Origin of the sequence: Streptomyces sp. enrichment culture, from assembly GCF_964273145.1 — a bacterium.
In the GTDB taxonomy this organism is placed as follows: Bacteria; Actinomycetota; Actinomycetes; order Streptomycetales; family Streptomycetaceae; genus Streptomyces.
The window spans coordinates 234,876-251,912 of the sequence record NZ_OZ186873.1; the positions used below are offsets into that span (position 1 = coordinate 234,876).

Annotated in this window: 15 protein-coding genes; 9 read left to right on the forward strand and 6 right to left on the reverse strand. The window is 74.7% G+C overall.

The features are described from left to right. Positions 1–505 precede the first annotated feature (505 nt). Complete coding sequence (pgm, locus tag ACSU6Z_RS01095; protein ID WP_437041946.1) at positions 506–2,146, reverse strand: phosphoglucomutase (alpha-D-glucose-1,6-bisphosphate-dependent); 1,641 nt, start codon at positions 2,144–2,146, stop codon at positions 506–508. 168 nt (positions 2,147–2,314) lie between these two features. Between pgm and ACSU6Z_RS01100 the strand changes: the two genes are divergently transcribed. Next, positions 2,315–2,848, forward strand: coding sequence for a molybdenum cofactor biosysynthesis protein (locus ACSU6Z_RS01100; RefSeq protein WP_437041948.1), 534 nt, complete (start codon positions 2,315–2,317; stop codon positions 2,846–2,848). A gap of 416 nt (positions 2,849–3,264) precedes the next feature. On the opposite strand, the gene ACSU6Z_RS01105 is transcribed toward ACSU6Z_RS01100, so the two are convergent. After that, positions 3,265–3,618 carry a hypothetical protein gene (locus tag ACSU6Z_RS01105; RefSeq protein WP_437041949.1) on the reverse strand — a complete coding sequence of 118 codons (354 nt, stop codon included), beginning with the start codon at positions 3,616–3,618 and terminating at the stop codon, positions 3,265–3,267. A gap of 152 nt (positions 3,619–3,770) precedes the next feature. Beyond that, positions 3,771–5,120 carry an APC family permease gene (locus ACSU6Z_RS01110; RefSeq protein ID WP_437041951.1) on the reverse strand — a complete coding sequence of 450 codons (1,350 nt, stop codon included), beginning with the start codon at positions 5,118–5,120 and terminating at the stop codon, positions 3,771–3,773. Between the two features lie 189 nt (positions 5,121–5,309). Between ACSU6Z_RS01110 and ACSU6Z_RS01115 the strand changes: the two genes are divergently transcribed. From ACSU6Z_RS01115 to ACSU6Z_RS01125, 3 genes are all read left to right on the forward strand, one after another. Continuing rightward, a complete protein-coding gene (locus ACSU6Z_RS01115; protein WP_437041953.1) occupies positions 5,310–6,176 on the forward strand; it encodes a LuxR C-terminal-related transcriptional regulator in 867 nt (288 codons plus the stop codon). 157 nt (positions 6,177–6,333) lie between these two features. Continuing rightward, on the forward strand, positions 6,334–6,771 hold the full coding sequence (locus tag ACSU6Z_RS01120; protein WP_437041955.1) for a hypothetical protein: 438 nt from the start codon (positions 6,334–6,336) through the stop codon (positions 6,769–6,771). A 117-nt stretch (positions 6,772–6,888) separates the two neighbouring features. Next, positions 6,889–7,974 carry a GNAT family N-acetyltransferase gene (locus ACSU6Z_RS01125; RefSeq protein WP_437041957.1) on the forward strand — a complete coding sequence of 362 codons (1,086 nt, stop codon included), beginning with the start codon at positions 6,889–6,891 and terminating at the stop codon, positions 7,972–7,974. Between the two features lie 102 nt (positions 7,975–8,076). Here the strand turns inward: ACSU6Z_RS01125 and ACSU6Z_RS01130 are convergent, their stop codons facing one another. Beyond that, a complete protein-coding gene (locus tag ACSU6Z_RS01130) occupies positions 8,077–9,030 on the reverse strand; it encodes a LysR family transcriptional regulator (RefSeq protein ID WP_437041959.1) in 954 nt (317 codons plus the stop codon). A 97-nt stretch (positions 9,031–9,127) separates the two neighbouring features. Here ACSU6Z_RS01130 and mdlC point away from each other — a divergent pair, with 97 nt between their 5' ends. The 3 genes from mdlC (at position 9,128) to ACSU6Z_RS01145 (ending at position 13,582) form a co-directional block, all read left to right on the forward strand. Next, the gene (gene mdlC / locus ACSU6Z_RS01135; protein ID WP_437041961.1) at positions 9,128–10,708 is read left to right on the forward strand and encodes a benzoylformate decarboxylase; all 1,581 of its coding nucleotides are present in this window, start codon (positions 9,128–9,130) and stop codon (positions 10,706–10,708) included. A gap of 62 nt (positions 10,709–10,770) precedes the next feature. Continuing rightward, positions 10,771–12,225 carry a benzaldehyde dehydrogenase gene (locus tag ACSU6Z_RS01140; RefSeq protein WP_437041963.1) on the forward strand — a complete coding sequence of 485 codons (1,455 nt, stop codon included), beginning with the start codon at positions 10,771–10,773 and terminating at the stop codon, positions 12,223–12,225. Positions 12,226–12,325: 100 nt separating this feature from the next. Next, on the forward strand, positions 12,326–13,582 hold the full coding sequence (locus tag ACSU6Z_RS01145; RefSeq protein ID WP_437041965.1) for an MFS transporter: 1,257 nt from the start codon (positions 12,326–12,328) through the stop codon (positions 13,580–13,582). Between the two features lie 79 nt (positions 13,583–13,661). Here ACSU6Z_RS01145 and ACSU6Z_RS01150 read toward each other — a convergent pair whose 3' ends face one another. Both ACSU6Z_RS01150 and ACSU6Z_RS01155 read right to left on the reverse strand, forming a co-directional pair. After that, complete coding sequence (locus tag ACSU6Z_RS01150) at positions 13,662–13,856, reverse strand: hypothetical protein (RefSeq protein ID WP_437041967.1); 195 nt, start codon at positions 13,854–13,856, stop codon at positions 13,662–13,664. A 92-nt stretch (positions 13,857–13,948) separates the two neighbouring features. Further along, a complete protein-coding gene (locus tag ACSU6Z_RS01155; RefSeq protein ID WP_437041968.1) occupies positions 13,949–14,365 on the reverse strand; it encodes a hypothetical protein in 417 nt (138 codons plus the stop codon). A gap of 87 nt (positions 14,366–14,452) precedes the next feature. On the opposite strand from ACSU6Z_RS01155, the gene ACSU6Z_RS01160 reads away from it, so the two are divergent. Both ACSU6Z_RS01160 and ACSU6Z_RS01165 read left to right on the forward strand, forming a co-directional pair. Continuing rightward, complete coding sequence (locus tag ACSU6Z_RS01160) at positions 14,453–15,175, forward strand: TetR/AcrR family transcriptional regulator (protein ID WP_437041970.1); 723 nt, start codon at positions 14,453–14,455, stop codon at positions 15,173–15,175. Positions 15,176–15,347: 172 nt separating this feature from the next. Continuing rightward, entirely contained in the window at positions 15,348–16,976 is a 1,629-nt protein-coding gene (locus ACSU6Z_RS01165) for an MDR family MFS transporter (protein WP_437050128.1), read from the forward strand. Positions 16,977–17,037: the final 61 nt, after the last annotated feature.

Here is a 17,037-nt window from a genome sequence, read left to right on the forward strand (position 1 = left end):
GGTCGACAGAGCCGCCAAGTGGTTGTATGACACACCCAAGAGATAAGATGATCATGTTACTGGCGGTACTGGAAAGTCGGCTCCCGTCCCCTCCCGCCACCTGCACCGACGGCCTCCCACGGCGTGCGGGAAGGCGACGTTCGAACACTCCGGAAGCACCCGCCAGGCATGTCGTCCCTTCCGGCACATGGAGCTGCCCACCGGCATGAGAGGCCCTGAACGGGCGCCCTTTCCGCCCGCGGCCGCGCGGGCCCCGCTCCCTTCCGGAGCCGCCCGTGGCGGGCGAGGCGGGAGCGGGGGTCCCCCGGTCCGGCGCCCCGCGGCCCACGCGGTCCCCACCACGGACGCCGGACGCAACAGGAGCGGGGTCGTCAGGCCTCGGGCCTTCGACCGGTTCGCCGAGGGGCGCCGCCTCGACGCGGGCGATCCGCACGCCGGGGACGCCGTGGGGGGAGCCGGGCCCGCAGGGCGCGCTGCGCCGGACGGCGCGCGGCGGGCGGGGTCCTCAGCCGCCCAGGGCGCCCAGGACCACCTGCCGGGCCTCCTCCTGCACCCGGCGCAGGTGATCGGGGCCGCGGAAGGACTCCGCGTAGACCTTGTAGACGTCCTCGGTGCCCGAGGGGCGAGCCGCGAACCAGGCGTTCTCGGTGGTGACCTTGATGCCGCCGATGGGGGCGCCGTTGCCCGGGGCCTCGGTGAGCACCGCGGTGACCGGTTCCCCGGCGAGGGTGTCGGCGGTCACCTGGGCCGGGGACAGCTTGGCCAGGCGTGCCTTCTCCTCGCGGGTCGCCGGCGCGTCGATGCGGGCGTACGCCGGGGCGCCGAAACGCTCGGTGAGCGCGGCGTAGTGCTCGGACGGCGTCTTCCCGGTGACGGCGGTGATCTCGGAGGCGAGCAGGGCGAGGATGATGCCGTCCTTGTCGGTGGTCCACACCGAGCCGTCCCGGCGCAGGAAGGACGCCCCGGCGGACTCCTCGCCGCCGAAGCCGATCGACCCGTCGACCAGTCCGTCCACGAACCACTTGAACCCGACCGGCACCTCGACCAGCCGGCGGCCCAGGTCGGCGGCGACGCGGTCGATCATCCCGGAGGACACCAGCGTCTTGCCGACGCCCGTGCCTGCGGGCCACTCGGTGCGGTGGGCGTACAGGTAGGAGATCGCGGCGGCGAGGTAGTGGTTGGGGTTCATCAGGCCGGCGTCGGGGGTGACGATGCCGTGCCGGTCGGCGTCGGCGTCGTTGCCCGTCGCGATCCGGAAACGGTCCCGCTGCTCGATCAGGGAGGCCATCGCGTGCGGCGACGAGCAGTCCATGCGGATCTTCCCGTCCCAGTCCAGCGTCATGAACCGCCAGGTCGGGTCGGTGAGCGGATTGACCACGGTCAGGTCCAGGCGGTGCTGCTCGGCGATGCGGCCCCAGTACGCGACGGAGGCGCCGCCCAGCGGGTCGGCGCCGATGCGCACGTCCGCCGCCCGGATCGCGTCGAGGTCGAGCACGCTGGGCAGGTCGGAGACGTAGGCGCCCAGGAAGTCGTAGCGGCCGGTGCCGGGGGCGGCGAGCGCCCGGGGGTAGGGGATGCGCCGTACGTCCTTCAGGCCGCCCGCGATGATCTCGTTGGCCCGGTCCTGGATCCAGGAGGTCGCCTCGCTGCCGGCCGGGCCGCCGCTGGGCGGGTTGTACTTGAAGCCGCCGTCGGCGGGCGGATTGTGCGAGGGGGTGACGACCACGCCGTCGGCCAGGCCCGAGGCGCGGCCGCGGTTGTGGGTCAGGATGGCGTGCGAGACCGCGGGGGTCGGGGTGTAGCCGTCCGCCGAGTCGATCAGCACGGTCACGTCGTTGGCGGCGAACACCTCCAGCGCGGTGGCCCTGGCGGGCTCGGACAGGGCGTGGGTGTCCGCGCCGAGGAACAGCGGGCCGTCGGTGCCCTGGGCTGCGCGGTACTCGCAGATGGCCTGGCTGGTGGCGGCGATGTGGTCCTCGTTGAACGCCGCCGCGAGCGACGATCCCCGGTGTCCCGATGTACCGAACGCCACCCGCTGCCCCGGATCGGCCGGGTCGGGGTGCAGCGTGTAGTACGCCGTCACCAGCCGCGCCACGTCCACCAGGTCCTCGGCCCCGGCCGGCTTGCCCGCTCGCTCGTGCTGCATGGGTTCACTCCTCCACATCGATCGTGCGTGCGCTCGCGGTCCCATCTTCCCCCGGGCGGCGGGACCAGCCGCACCGCCGTCGACCGGCGTCCGTTGTACCCGTCCGGTCCGTTTCGTCACTCCTCATCCGGCGGGACCGCCCCGCGGCCGAGCGCATAGGGTGAGGGCATGGCCGACGTGGAGGTGCTGCAACTGCTGGTGTCGCCGTCGCACCGGCTGGCCGGGCGGCCCGCCGACGGGCTGCCGTCCGGTCCGCCCGACGAGTGCGTGCCGCAGGTGGAGGTGCGCGGCCGGCTCGGGCTGGTCGGCGACCGCTACTACGCCAGGCCCGCGCACCGCGACGCGGCGGTGACCCTCATGGCCGCGGAGAACCTGCCCCGGCACATCCTGCCGTCCGCCGATCTGCGGCACACCCGCCGGAACGTCCTTCTGCGGGGTGTGGACATCGACGCCTTCCTCGGGATGACGGTCTGCCTCGACACCGGCGACGGTCCGGTCGTGTTCGCCGTCAACCGGCCCGCGCGGCCCTGCGCCTGGATGGACGTCACCATCGGCCCGGGCGCCCAGCGCGCGCTGCGCGGCAGGGGCGGTGTGCGGTGCACGCCCCTGAACGACGGCGTGCTCGGGCTCGGACCGGCGGTGTTCCGCGTCGTCGACGGCCCGGACGCCACCGCGCGCCCCGGGGCCGCGGGGGCGAACTGACCGGGGGACGGGACGTGGCCCGGCCGGCCCGTGTCCCGTTGCCGGCCGGCGGCCCGCAGGTCGCGGGTCCCGGCGGGCAAGCGCCGTGCCGGCGTCCGGGGCGCCGGGGAGTGCGCCGTCGCGGCCCGGGCGCGTACGGTGCGCCACTGGCCGGCCTGCCCCGGACCCGGCTGTGCACGGCGCCGGCCGGAGTCTCCGGTCCGCTGCTGCGGGTCCGGCCGCGCTCCCCCGCCGAACCCCGGAATCCGCGGCGGTTCCCCCAAGTGGCCGTGACGGAGAGGCCGAGACCCGGCACACGGCCGAGCGGATGGGCGCCTGCCGGTCGGCCGGGACGGACGGCCGGTCACTTGCCCCTCGCCGACCGGCCGTACGGCGGGGCGCCCGCGCGACAGGCGCGGCGGGAACCGTCCCGGCCGTCAGGCGGCCGCCGCGAAAGCGGCGGCGGTGACGGCGGTGTCGGCACGCGCGTGGATGACCAGACGGGTGCCGCTGGTGTCGGCGTTCGCCTCCAGCAGGCGCCGGGTGGGAGCGCTGTGGGTGGCCACGGACATCAGGACGCCTAGGGCGCTGCACAGCCGGTGGGCCCGCAGGACCACGCTGACCGCCGCGCCGGTCGCCGCCGGCTCGTCCAGGACGATGACGACGGGTGCCGGCCGGTGGGCGCGGACGAGCCCGCCGATCCTCTCGAGGAGCGGCGCCCGCCCGTCGACGCCCGGGTCGCTGGGCACCGTGATGACGAGCACGCCGCGCTCGAGTGCATGAGACAGCATCACGCCCGGTCCTTCCTGCCGCTTTTTCGTCCATAGCGGAACTACCCTGGCCGGAACATGCCATACACCCCAGGAGGTACCGTCTCGGTCACAACCGGAGGATCCCCCTCGCGTCCGGGGGGTTCCGGCCGTCCCGGTCCCCCGCGGTGCGCTCAGCGCGGGGCGCAGGTGTCCTGACGCGCGGCCCGGCGCCGGGCCGCGGCCACCCCGGCGAGCACCGCGCCGACCGCGAGCACCGCGAGTCCGCGCAGCCACACCTCCGCCTCGATCCGTGTGGCGAGCAGTACGCAGGAGGCGGCGCCCAGGACCGGCAGCACGGTGGGCGCCCGGAAGTGGCCGGCCTCGCCCGGCTCGCGCCGCAGGACGAGGACGGCGACGTTGACGACGAGGAACACCACCAGCAGCAGCAGGACGAGGGTGGAGGCCAGGGTCGCGACGCTGCCGGTGAGCGCCAGGAGGGCGGCGGGCACCGTGGTCGCCGCGATCGCGGCCCAGGGGGTGCGGCGGCCGGGCAGCACCCGGGTGAGCCCGCGGGGCAGCAGTCCGTCCCGGGCCATGCCGTAGGCGAGCCGGGAGGACATGATGCCGGTCAGGAGCGCCCCGTTGGCGACGGCGACCAGGGCGATCGCGCTGAACAGCCGGGGCGGCACGCCGCCCGCCTCCCTGACGACCTCCAGCAGCGGCCCGCTGGACTCCACGAGCCGCGCGGTCGGTACGGCGGCGGAGGCGGCCACGCCGACCAGGACGTACACGGCGCCCGCGGTGACGAGGGCACCGAAGAGGGCCCGGGGGTAGGAGCGCCGCGGGTCGCGGGTCTCCTCGGCGACGTTCACGGAGGTCTCGAACCCGACGAAGGAGTAGTACGCCAGCACGGAACCGCTCAGGACGGCGGCGACCGCGCCCTTGTCGGGCGTGCCGAGCTGGGTGAGGCGCCCCGCGTCGCCGTCGCCGCGCAGCAGCAGCCAGGCGCCGAGGACGATGATGACGGCCAGACCGCCGACCTCGACGACGGTGGCGACGACGTTGGCGCGCGTCGACTCCTTGATGCCCCTGGCGTTGACCAGCGCCAGTCCGGCCAGGAAGACGACGGCGACGAGCCCCACGGGCAGCGTGAGGAACTCCGACAGGTAGTCGCCGCCGAAGCCGCGGGCGAGCGCCGCGACCGAGACGACGCCGGCCGCGAGCATGCAGAAACCCGCGACGAAGCCGGCGAACGGCCCGAAGGCCCGGGTGGCGTAGTGGGAGGCCCCGCCGGCCCTCGGGTACTTGGTGGCGAGCTCGGCGTACGAGGCGGCGGTGAGCAGCGCCAGGAGGAGGGCCACGAGGAGGGGGAGCCAGACCGCCCCGCCGGAGTCGGCGGCGACCTGGCCGACGAGGACGTACACCCCGGCGCCGAGGACGTCCCCGAGGATGAAGAAGTAGAGCAGAGGGGTGGTCAGGGCGCGCTTGAGCGCCGGGCCGCCCGAGGCGCGCGCCGGCGACTGGTCCGTGGTGGTCGGCATATCGCCTCGTGTCCCCTGCGCCACGCGGATCACGCCCCGCCGCGGCGGGGTTTCACGCCCGGTGGGCACGTCCGGACAGCGCGTGACCTGCCGTGCGTCCGCGCGGCGCCGTCGCCCGGGGCGCGGACGGGCGGCGCACCGCTGCGGGGCGCGGGCGGCGCGGACGCCGTCCTCACGGCACTGTCCGACGTGATCGACCACGATTTCGCCTCCCTGGCGCAGTGGGACCCGCTGCGCCGCCGTCACGTCACCCTGGCCGGCACCTACCCGGCCGCCGCGACCGCGTACATCGAGCACCGGCTCCACGACGATCCGGCCTTCACCGCCGTCCGCCGCTCACCGGACGGCCTGCGCTGGTGGCAGGAGGTGCCGGAGACCGAGCGGCGGGACTCCCCCGGCATCCGTGACGTCCTCGGCTCCCTGGGGGTGCGGGGCGGCCTGGCCCAGTGCCTGTTCGCGGCGGACGGCCGGTACGTCGGCGTCCTCAGTGTGAGCACCACGCGCGAGGACCGCGCCCCGGACGCCCTGCGCGCCGTGATGGCCCTGCTGGGCGAGTCCCTGGGCGCCGTGGCCGATCCCCTGGCGCTCCCCCGGCCGCCCGGCGCGCCGGGGAGCGGGGTCTGCGCCGTGCTGCTGCCGCCGGGGCGGGACGCGGCTCCCGTGCCGGTGAGCGGGGAGCCCCTGCCCGGGCTCGCCTCGGCGGACGCCCCGCTGACCCGGCTCGTACGGCAGGTCGCCGCCGCTCGGTCCCTGCCCGCCACCGTCCTGGTGCCGTACCAGCGGCGTCTGCTCGAGCTCCGGCTGGCCCGTCAGGGCACGGCCCTGCGTGCCGTGTGCCGTCCCGTCGCGCGGCCCGCGGCGCTGTCCGCCCGCGAGACCGAAGTACTGGCGGAACCGACCCGCGGCCGGACCAACCGGGAGATCGCCGCCCGTCTGGGTGTCGGGGTCCGCACCGTCGCCACGCACATCGAGCACATCCTCGCCAAGCTCGGCGTCCCCAACCGGGCCGCCGCCGCGGGACGGGCCGCCTGCTGGGGCCTCGAACCGGCGCCCTGAGCGCCGCCGGGCGGGTTCCCGGGGTCGCCCGCTTTTGGACAGACGCGGTGAACCGCTTTACCGGGGCTTGACGGGAACGAGACGCGCTCGGCCTACTGGAGGGGCAGCCGGGCGTACGGGGGGACTCGTCCGGCGCCGACCCCGTATGTCGACCCGTATGCCGACCCCCGCCAAGACGCAGGCCGGGGGTCCGATGGTGCGGCGTGGAGGGGCGGCGGCCGTGGTGCTGCTGGTTTCCGTGCTGCTGCACCTCTTCGTCCCGGCGCCCTCGCCGGACGCGGGCGGCGCGACGTGGACCGCCGTGGCGGTGGGCACGGAGACGGCCGGGCGGACGCCGGGCCCGGAGGCGGAGGGCGTCGCCGGGGAACCGGAGCCGGTGCGGGGTGAGGACGGCGTGCCCGTACGCCGGTCCGCCGTGCGCTGCGCGCGGACGGTGCCCGCGGCCGGGTCCGGCCCCGCGGCGGCCCGTCTCCCGGTGCGGTGGCGCGCGGACGGCGGGTCCGGGACGGGCGGGCCGTCCGCGGTGACGGCACCCGGGCGGCGGACGGGCGGCCGCGCCCCCGGTGACGCCGTGTTGCAGACGTTTCGCTGCTGAGCGACGGCAGTACCCATCGAGGCCCGCGCGTGCGGCCCGGACGCCGTCCGCTGGCGGTACGCGGTGACGAGCGGGCCCTCACGCGTGTCCGGCACGGCGACGACACAGGAGGCGGAATTGCCCGGAAAGCGCATTCTCGTCCTGGGACCGCACGAACTGAGCCCGGACGACCACAAGGTGTGGAGAGGGATACGGGAGGAATCCGGGGCGCCCGCGAACCCGTTCCTGGACCCGGAGTTCACCGCGGCCGTCGGCCGGGTCAGACCGGGGGCGCGCGTGGCGGTGCTGACGCAGGACGGGGTCGCGGCCGGGTTCTTCCCGTTCGAGAGGGGACCCCTGGGACAGGGCCGGGCCATCGGGCTGGGGGTGTCGGACAGTCAGGGGGCCGTCCTGCGACCCGGGGTCGGGCTCGATCCCCGCGTGCTGCTGCGGGCCTGCGGGCTGTCCTCGTGGGAGTTCGACAACCTGGAGGCCGGCCAGCGGGTGTTCGTCCCGCACGCCGACGAGGAACTGGCCTCTCCGGTGGTCGACCTCGGCGACGGGTTCGAACGGTACCGGGAGCGGTTGCGCGAGAGATCGCCGGGCTTCCTCCGGCAGGTCCTGGCCAAGGAGCGGAAGCTCGCCCGGCAGGCCGGCGAGGTGCGGTTCGTGCACGACGCCCGGGATCCGCAGGCGCTGCGGGCGCTGATGCGGTGGAAGTCCGCGCAGTACCGGCGGACGGGCCGCCGGGACCGGTTCGCACAGGAGTGGATCACGGAGCTGGTGGAGTTGCTCGCCCGGGGCGAGGTGCCCGAGTGCCGCGGGGTGCTGTCCGTGCTGTACGCCGGCGGCCGGCCCGTGGCCGCGCACTTCGGGCTGTGCTCGCGCACCGTGCTGTCGTGGTGGTTCCCGGCGTACGACCGGGCGTACGGCAGGTATTCGCCCGGGCTCGTGCTGCACCTGCGCATGCTGGAGGCCGCGGCGGCCCGCGGGATCGAGAGGGTCGACCTGGGCAGTGGGCCGGCCCGTTACAAGGACTCCTTCAAGACCCGGGACGACGTGGTCTACGAGGGCGCGGTGGTCCGTCCCGGACCGGGCGGGGCGGCCTACCTCCTGGGGCGGGAACCGGCGCGCGCCGCGCGCCGGTTCGTACGCGGCCGGCCCCGGCTGGCCGGTGCCGCCGCGGGGACGCTGACGCGCCTGGGGCGGTTGCGTGACCGCTGACCGCCACCCGGCCGCGCGGGCCCGCCGGGCGGGAGGTGCCGGTCCGTACGGCGCCGTGCGGTGGGGTTCCGGGTGGTGTGGCCGGCCGTCGCGTCCTGCCGGTCACGCCGTCGGGCGCGGCGTGTGGCCGGGGCACGGCGGCAGCTGGGCCCGGCTCACGCGGGTGCCCAGCACCTCGCCCATGAACTGGACCAGCCACCGCTGCGAGGGGCTGCGCGAGGACTCGTGCCGGGCGTAGAGGGCCACCTCGACCGGCTCGGTCTCGAACGGCAGCCGTACCAGGCGCAGCCGCCGGGAGGCGGTGAAGACCTCCCCGACGTACTCGGGGAGGATGGCGACCAGGTCGGTGTGTTCCAGCAGGTACGGCAGCATCGAGAAGCGGGTGGCGTCGACGACCACGCGGTCCAGCAGGCCGTGCGTCGCCAGTACGGCCCGCGGCACCACGTGCCCGCTGGGGCCGGAGACCGTCGCGTGGTGCTCGGCCGCGAGCTGCTCCAGGGTGACCGCGTCGCCCCGGATCCGGGGGTGGTCGGCGGCGACCATGGCGACGTAGCGCTCGTGGAAGAGCGGGAGACGCACGGTCAGGTGCGAGGTGAACACCGGGGTGGCGACGAACGCGTCGAGCTCACCGCGGCGCAGCTGCCGCTCGGCGTCGTCCACGTCCAGCGGCCGGACGGTGAACGACACCCGGGGCGCGCGTTCGCGGGCCGCCGCCAGGAGGCGGGGCAGGAGGGTCGCCTCGCCGAGGTCGGACAGGGCGATGGTGAAGCGGCCCGCCATGGTCTCGGGGTCGAAGGCGTCGGCCTGCCGGATCGTCCCGTCGATCTCCGCCAGGGCGCGCTGCAGCGGTTCGTACAGCCGGCGGGCTCCGGCGGTGGGCGTCAGCCCGCGCCCGGTGCGCCGGAACAGGTCGTCGCCGAAGTGCCGGCGCAGCTTGGCCAGGCTGTAGCTGACCGTGGGCTGGGTGACGTGGAGCGTCTCGGCGGTGGCCGTGACGCTGCCGGTCTCGTACAGCAGCACGAAGACCCGGGCGAGGTTGAGGTCGAAGATCCCCATATAGAAGGACTCTATATCGGAGCGCCGAAACATTTATTGGTGCCCATGTCACGGCGTTCCTTAGCGTGTCCCGCACCACTTTCGGAAAGGAACGTCAGTGCCCTCCGTGCGTCGCCTCTCCCACGAGTTCCTCGAGCGTCAGGGGCTCACCACCCTCTTCGGCAACCCGGGCTCCAACGAGCTGCCGTTCCTGGCCGATCTGCCCGACGGCTTCCGCTATGTGCTCGGGCTGCACGAGGGTGCCGTCCTGGGGATGGCGGACGGCTACGCGCAGGCGACCGGCCGGCCGGCGCTGGTCAACCTGCACGCCGCCTCCGGGTCGGGGAACGCGATGGGCGCGCTGACGAACGCCGTGGCCTCCCGCACCCCGCTGGTGATCGTCGCCGGGCAGCAGGTGCGCTCCGCCGTCGGCCCGGAGGCCAATCTCGCCAACGTCGACGCGCCGGCGCTGATGAAGCCCCTCGTCGGCTGGGCCGCCGAGCCGGCGTGCGCGCAGGACGTGCCGCGGGCGCTGGCGCAGGCCGTGTTCGAGGCGCGGTTGCAGCGGCGGCCGACGTATCTCTCCGTGCCGTACGACGACTGGGACGCCGAGGCCGGCGACAACGGCCTGCCGGTGCTCGACCGGCGGGTGCAGCGCGCCTCGGCGCCCGGCGGCGAGCAGGCCCGCCGGCTGGTCGAACAGGTCACCGCCGCCCGGCGGCCCGCGCTGGTGCTCGGCGGTGACATCGACGCGGCCGGCCTCTTCGACGACGCCGTACGGCTGGCCGAGCGCCTGGGCGGGCCGGTGTGGGCGGCGCCCTCCCTCTTCCGGCTCCCCTTCCCCAACCGCCACCCGCTGTTCCGCGGCGTGCTGCCCGCCGGGATCGCGCCGGTCTCCCGGGCGCTGGAGGGCCACGACCTGGTCCTGGTGCTCGGGGCCCCGGTCTTCCGCTACCACGAGTACCTTCCCGGCCGGTACCTGCCCGAGGGCACCCGGCTGATCCAGGTCACCGACGACGCCTCCGCCGCCGCGCGGGCCCCGATGGGCGAGGCACTGGTCGCCGACCCCGGCGCGGTCGTCGAGCTGCTGACGGACGCGCTCGACGCCCCGCCCGCCGCGGCGGACGCGTTCCGGCCCGTGCCCGAGCCGCTCACCGCCGAGGGGCCGCGGCTGCACCCCGAGGAGGTCTTCGCCGCGCTGCGCGACGAGATGCCCGAGGACACCGCGTACGTGGTGGAGTCGACGTCGACGAACGCCGCGTGGTGGCGGCAGATGGACCTGCGCCGGCCCGGCTCCTACTACTTCCCGGCCGCCGGGGGCCTCGGGTTCGGGCTGCCCGGCGCGGTCGGGGTCGCGATGGCCCGGCCGGACCGGCCGGTCGTCGGCGTGATCGGGGACGGTTCGGCCAACTACGGCATCACCGCGCTGTGGACGGCGGCCCGGCACCGGATCCCGGTCACCTTCGTCCTGCTGCGCAACGGCACGTACGGGGCGCTGCGCTGGTTCAGCGGCCTCCTCGGCGTACCGGACGCCCCCGGACTGGACATCCCCGGGCTGGACTTCACCCGCATCGCGGAGGGCTACGGCGTCCCGTCCCGGCACGTCCGCGGTGCCGAGGAACTGCGCGCCGTCCTCGCCGAGCGGCCGGACCACCCCCGGCTCGTCCAGGTGGACACGGCGCTCACCACCCCTTCCTGACCCGCGGACTCCCCCTCGCGGTGTCCGCGCCGACTCCCCGCACCACCCTGAAAGGCAAGCCGATGACACTCCTGGACAGCGACGTCTGGAGCAAGAAGTTCTTCAGCGACGGCTGGCGGGACTCCGCCGTCGAGCACCCCGTGGTCGAGCCGGCCACCGGGAACCGGCTCGGCACGGTGGGCCTGGCCACGGCCGAGGACGCGGGCCGCGCGGCGGCCCGGGCCGCCGAGGCGCAGCGCGCGTGGGCGTCGACCCCTCCGCAGCAGCGGGCCGCCGTCCTGCGGCGGGCGGGCGAGCTGTTCGCCGAGCACGCCGCGGAGATCGAGGACTGGCTCGTGCGGGAGGCCGGTTCGGTGCGGGCCAAGGCGGGCTTCGAGACGCGGCTCGCGGTGGGCGAGTGCTTCGAGTGCGCGTCACTGCCCACGCACCCGCAGGGCGAGGTGCTGACCTCCGAGGAGGCCCGCTGGTCGCTGGCGCGCCGCCGCCCGGCCGGTGTGGTGAGTGTGATCGCCCCCTTCAACTTCCCGCTCATCCTCGGCCTGCGGTCGGTGGCGCCCGCGCTCGCCCTCGGCAACGCCGTGCTGCTCAAGCCGGATCCGCGCACCGCGGTCGGCGGGGGCGTCGTCATCGCGCGCGTCTTCGAGGAGGCCGGGCTGCCGGACGGCGTCCTGCACCTGCTGCCGGGGGACGGCTCGGTGGGCCAGGCGGTCGTGGAGGCCCCCGAGGTGCGGGTCGTCTCCTTCACGGGGTCCACGCCGGTCGGGCGGGCGATCGGCGAGCGGGCCGGGCGGCTCCTGAAGCGGGCCCATCTCGAACTGGGCGGGAACAACGCGCTGGTGGTGCTGCCCGGGGCCGATGTGCGCAAGGCGGCCTCCGCGGGAGCCTTCGGCTCCTATCTGCACCAGGGCCAGATCTGCATGACGACCGGCCGTCACCTCGTGCACGAGTCGCTGCTCGACGACTACACGGCCGCGCTCACCGCGAAGGCGAAGGCGCTGACCGTCGGTGACCCGGCCCGTGAGGACGTGGCGCTCGGCCCGATCATCGACCGCCGCCAGCTGGAGCGGGTGCACCGCATCGTCACCGACAGCGTCGCCGCGGGCGCCACCGTCGCCGCGGGCGGCGAGATCGTGGGCGCCGGCTACCGGGCGACCGTGCTGACCGGCCTGACGACCGACATGCCGGCGTGGCGGGAGGAGATCTTCGGTCCCGTCGCGCCCGTCATCGGCTTCTCGACGCCGGAGGAGGCCGCGCGGATCGTGAACGACTGCGAGTACGGCCTGTCGGTCGGCATCCTCGGGGACGTCGGCACGGCGATGAAGCTGGCCGACCGGATCGACTCCGGCAAGATCCACATAAACGAGCAGACGGTCGGCGACGAGCCCAACGCGCCCTTCGGCGGCGTCAAGGACTCCGGCACCGGGTCCCGTTTCGGCGGCGCCGCCGCCAACGTGGAGGCGTTCACGGAGACCCAGTGGCTCACGGTCCGGCCGGACATCGCCGACTACCCGTTCTGACCGCCGCGCCCGTCCCCGCCCCGCTGCCTCCCTCGCCTCCTCCGGCCCTCCTTCTTTCCGTCCCCGCTCTCCCGTAGCCGCCTTTGGGGGGAATGTCCTCATGACTTCCGTCGTCTCGTCCGGCCCGTCGGCACCGTCCGGCGTCCGCGGACGCACCGCCTGGACCGTCGTCCTGTGCTGGATCACCGTCCTGCTCGAGGGGTACGACCTCGTCGTCCTCGGCGCCATCATCCCGACGCTGCTCAAGACGCGTCACCTCGGCATGACCGCGGGTGACGCGACCACCATCGCCACCCTCTCCCTCGTGGGCGTGGCCATCGGCGCGGTCTGCGTGGGCCCGCTGGCCGACCGGCTGGGGCGGCGCCTGCTGCTCATCGGTTCCGTGGTGGTGTTCTCCCTGTTCACCCTCCTGGTGCCGCTGGCCGGTTCCGTCACGATGTTCGCCGTGCTCCGCCTCCTGGCCGGCCTGGGCCTGGGCGCCTGCATGCCGGTGTCCTTGACGATGATGGCCGAGCACATGCCGGCCGGCCGTCGCGCCCGGGCCAGCACCCTGACGATGACCGGCTACCACACCGGTGCCGTCATCACCTCCCTGCTGGCCCTGCAGGTGACGGACGACTGGGAGATCCTCTTCTACGTCCTCGGCGTCGCGGGCTTCGCCGTCGCCGTCATCCAGTGGTTCCGGCTGCCGGAGTCGGAGGCGTTCGTCCGGGCCAGGCGGGCCACGGGTGCCAAGCGGGTCCCGTTCACCGAGCTGCTCAAGCCGGCCTACCTGCGGGCGGGCATCGGCGTGTGGGTGGCCTCCTTCATGGGGCTGTTGCTGGTCTACGGCCTCAACACCTGGCTGCCGAAGCTGATGAACGACGCCGGTTACCCCGTCCCCACGGCCGTCACCCAGCTCCTGGTGCTCAACATCGGCGGTGTCGTCGGCCTGGTCCTCGGCGGCTTCGTCGCCGACCGGCGCGGCATCAAGGGCACGGCGCTCGGCTGGTTCGGGATCTCGGTGGTGATGCTGGCCTGTCTGAGCGTCAGGATGGAGAGCGACCTGCTGCTCAACACGGTCGTCTTCCTCACCGGCGTGTTCGTCTTCTCGGCCCAGGTACTGGTCTACGCCTACGTGACGCACTTCTACCCGGCCGCCGTCCGCGGCACCGCCCTCGGCTCGGCCTCGGGCATCGGCCGGATCGGCTCGATCGTCGGCCCGTCCATCACCGGCGCCCTGCTCACCGCCGGGATCGGCCACCCCTGGGGCTTCTACTTCTTCGCCGCCATCGCGGTCCTCGGCTTCCTGGCCGTCCTGACCCTGCCGCGCCGGGCCCACGAAGCTGCGGAGGGGGACGCCGGGGCCGCCGCCTGACGCCCGGCGGGGCGATCACCGGCACACCGCGGCGCGAACGGTGTGCGCGTCGGCCGCCGGGCGGGAAGTCCGGCGCCCCTCAGGGCGAAGGCTTCCTGCGGGCCCGGCTCACGTCCCGCACCAGCGCGTGGACGGCGCACAGGACGATCAACGCCCCGGCTCCGGCCCAGAGCACCGACGCCCCCGCCCGGTACTCGAGGAGGGCGCCGGTGAGGAGCGCCAGGCTGGCGACGACCCCGAAGACCGAGATCCAGATGCTGATGCGGTTGGCCACGGGGCATTCTTACAGGTCCCCCGGCCGGTTCGGAGCCCGTCCGAACGGCCCGGCCTCCCTCCCCCGCGGGCCGCTTCGCCTGTGAAAGGGTGTCAGATGCGTCCGCCGGTCAGCCGGGTCAGCGGGCCGAGGGCGCGGCGGCCCGAGCGGCGGCCCACCGCGTACGATGCCGCGCTCAGCGCCGTCATCCCGGCCGCCGCCGCGGCGGCGGCCAGTTTCCGGTGGGCGACGACCGTCCAGGCGGTCCGGGCCGTGGTGGCGACCCGGCCCGGAACGGTGGCGAGCACCCTGCGGCCCGCCTCGACCCCCTTGGCCGCGGCCTGCGCGGCCCCGGACGCCACCTCGGCCGGCCGGCGGGTCCCCGTCCTCGCCGCCGACGCCGCCTCGTCGGCGGCCGAGGCGGCGCCCTTCGCGGCCCGTGAGGCCCCGGTGGCCGCCTTGTCGGCGGCGCGCCGGGGCGCCTGCGTCGCCGTGCGCTTCCCTTGTGTGTCGCTGTTCGGTTCCGTCATGCACACCGCTTTGCCCCTCGCTCCCGCGGCAAACGCCGCCCGGCCCGCCACAAACGGAACTTTGCATGCCGTGCATGTTTGCATAGCATGCAACTTGTGTCGGGGAAGAGTGCCGCCGGGGGCGGTCTGCGGGAGCGGAAGAAGCGGGCGACGCGTGCGGCGCTGGCGGAGGCCGCCGTGCGCCTCGCCGCCGAGCACGGCGTGGAGAAGGTCACCGTCGAGGCCATCAGCGCCGCAGCGGGAGTCTCGGTGAGGACGTTCTTCAACTACTTCGACACCCGCGACGACGCCTTCGTCGCGATCGACACCGACGTCCGCGTCCGCATCCGCCGGTCCGTGCTCGACGCCCCCGCCGCCCTCTCCCCGCTGGACGCCCTGCGCGAGGCCATCGGGGCGGAGCTCGCCGAGGCCGAGCAGCGGCACGAGCTGTGGCGGCTGCACGCCCGGGTGCTGCGCACCTCCCCTCACCTCCTGGTCCGCTCGCTCAGCGCGCACATGGCGGACGAGACCGAACTGGCCGAGGCCGTCGCCGAGCGCATCCGGGCCGGTTCCGGTCCCTCGCGCGGCGTCCCGGCGGCCACGGCCGCGTCCGCCATCGCCTCCGATCCGGCCGCGCCCGCCGCGTCCGACGAGGAACGGCGCGCGGCACTGGACCTCTATCCCCGGCTGCTGGCCGCGGTGGCGACCACCGCGGTGCGGGTCAGCCTCGAACACTGGTGCGCCCGCCAGGAGGAACGCTCCTTCGCCGACGTGTTCCGGGAGACGTTCTCCCTGCTGGCCGCCGGGCTCCCCGCGCCTCCCGTGCGGTGACCCCGCCCGCCGCCCGGTTCGCCGGCCGCGGCCACCGCCCCTTGCCCGTCGCGCGTGTTCCCGGGCGCGGTCGTCACGCCCGCGCCACGGTCCGCGCGCGCCACCGACCACCACCGTCGAAAGAGATGCCGTGACCGCACCTCCGGCGCCCGACCGGGCGCCCGCCACCTCCATGACCAACCGTCAGATACTCCAGGCCATGTCCGGCCTGATGGCCGGCATGTTCGTCGCGATCCTGGCCAGCACCGTCGTCTCCAACGCGCTGCCCCGGATCATCGCCGACCTGGGGGCCGGCCAGTCGTCCTACACCTGGGTCGTCACCGCGGAACTGCTCGCGATGACCGCGACGGTGCCCCTGTGGGGCAAGCTGTCCGACCTCTACAACAAGAAGCTGCTCCTGCAGCTCTCCCTGGCCATGTTCGTCGCCGGCTCGCTGCTGGCCGGCTTCTCCCACGGCGTGGGACTGCTGATCTTCAGTCGCGTGGTCCAGGGCATCGGCGCGGGCGGCCTGACCGCCCTCGCCCAGGTCGTGATGGCCGCCATCATCCCGCCGCGCCGGCTCGGCAAGTACGCCGGCGTCTTCGGGGCCGTCTTCGCCGTCGGCACCGTGGCCGGTCCGCTGATCGGCGGTGTGCTGGTCGACACCTCGTGGCTGGGCTGGCGCTGGTGCTTCTTCATCGGCGTGCCCTTCGCCCTGCTGGCCATCGTGCTGCTCCAGGCCACGCTGAAGCTCCCCACCGTCCGGCGCGAGGTGAAGATCGACTTTCTGGGCGCCTTCCTCATCGTGGCGGGTGTGTGCGCCCTGCTGATCTGGGTCTCGCTCGCCGGCAACCAGTTCGACTGGGCCTCCTGGCAGACCGCCGCACTGACGATCGGCGGCGTGCTGCTGCTGGTCGTCGCGGTGTTCGTCGAGGCGCGCACCCCGGAGCCGGTCATCCCGCTCGACATCTTCCGCAACCGCACGGTGACCCTGACCACCGTCGCCAGCCTCCTGGTCGGCGTGGCCATGTTCGGCGGAACGGTCTTCCTCTCCCAGTACTTCCAGGTCTCCCTGGGCAAGTCCCCGACGATGGCCGGGCTGATGAGCCTGCCGATGATCCTCGGACTGCTGGTGTCCTCCACCGTCGCCGGCCAGATCATCAGCAAGACCGGCAAGTGGAAGAAGTACCTGGTGGCCGGCGCGGTCGTGATGACCGTGGGCCTCGGGCTGCTGTCCACCATCGACGCGGACACGCACTTCGCCCTGCTCAGCCTGTTCATGGCGGTGCTCGGCGTCGGTGTCGGCATGCTGATGCAGAACCTGGTGCTGGCCGCGCAGAACGACGTGCCCGCCGCCGAACTGGGCGCCGCGACCTCCGTGCTGTCCTTCTTCCGCAGCATGGGCGGCACCATCGGCACCAGCGTCCTGGGCGCGATCCTCGCCAACCGGGTCGCCGACGAGATGGCCAAGGGGCTGGAGGAAGCCGGCATCGCCGGTGCGGCCGGCGGGGGTTCGGGCGGCGAGGGCAGCGTGCCGGACATGACGACGCTGCCCGCCCCGCTGCGGCCGATCGTCGAGCACGCCTACGGTGTGTCCACCGCCGACCTGTTCCTCGTCGCCACCCCGTTCGCCCTGCTGGCGCTGATCGCCGTGGTGTTCATCAAGGAGAAGCCGCTGAAGACCACCAGTGGCATGGAGCGTCTCGCCGAGGAGTCCGCCGACGCCTCCGGTGACGACGCGGCGGCGGACGTGCCCGGCCGGTCGCGGTCCGAGAAGGCCGCGTCGCCGGCGGACGGCGGTCCGGCGGCGCCGGTCGGCTGACGCGGGCGCTCGGCCCCTCCCGCAGGCTCCCCTTCCGGCGGGCCCGCCCGCCCCGAAGGGC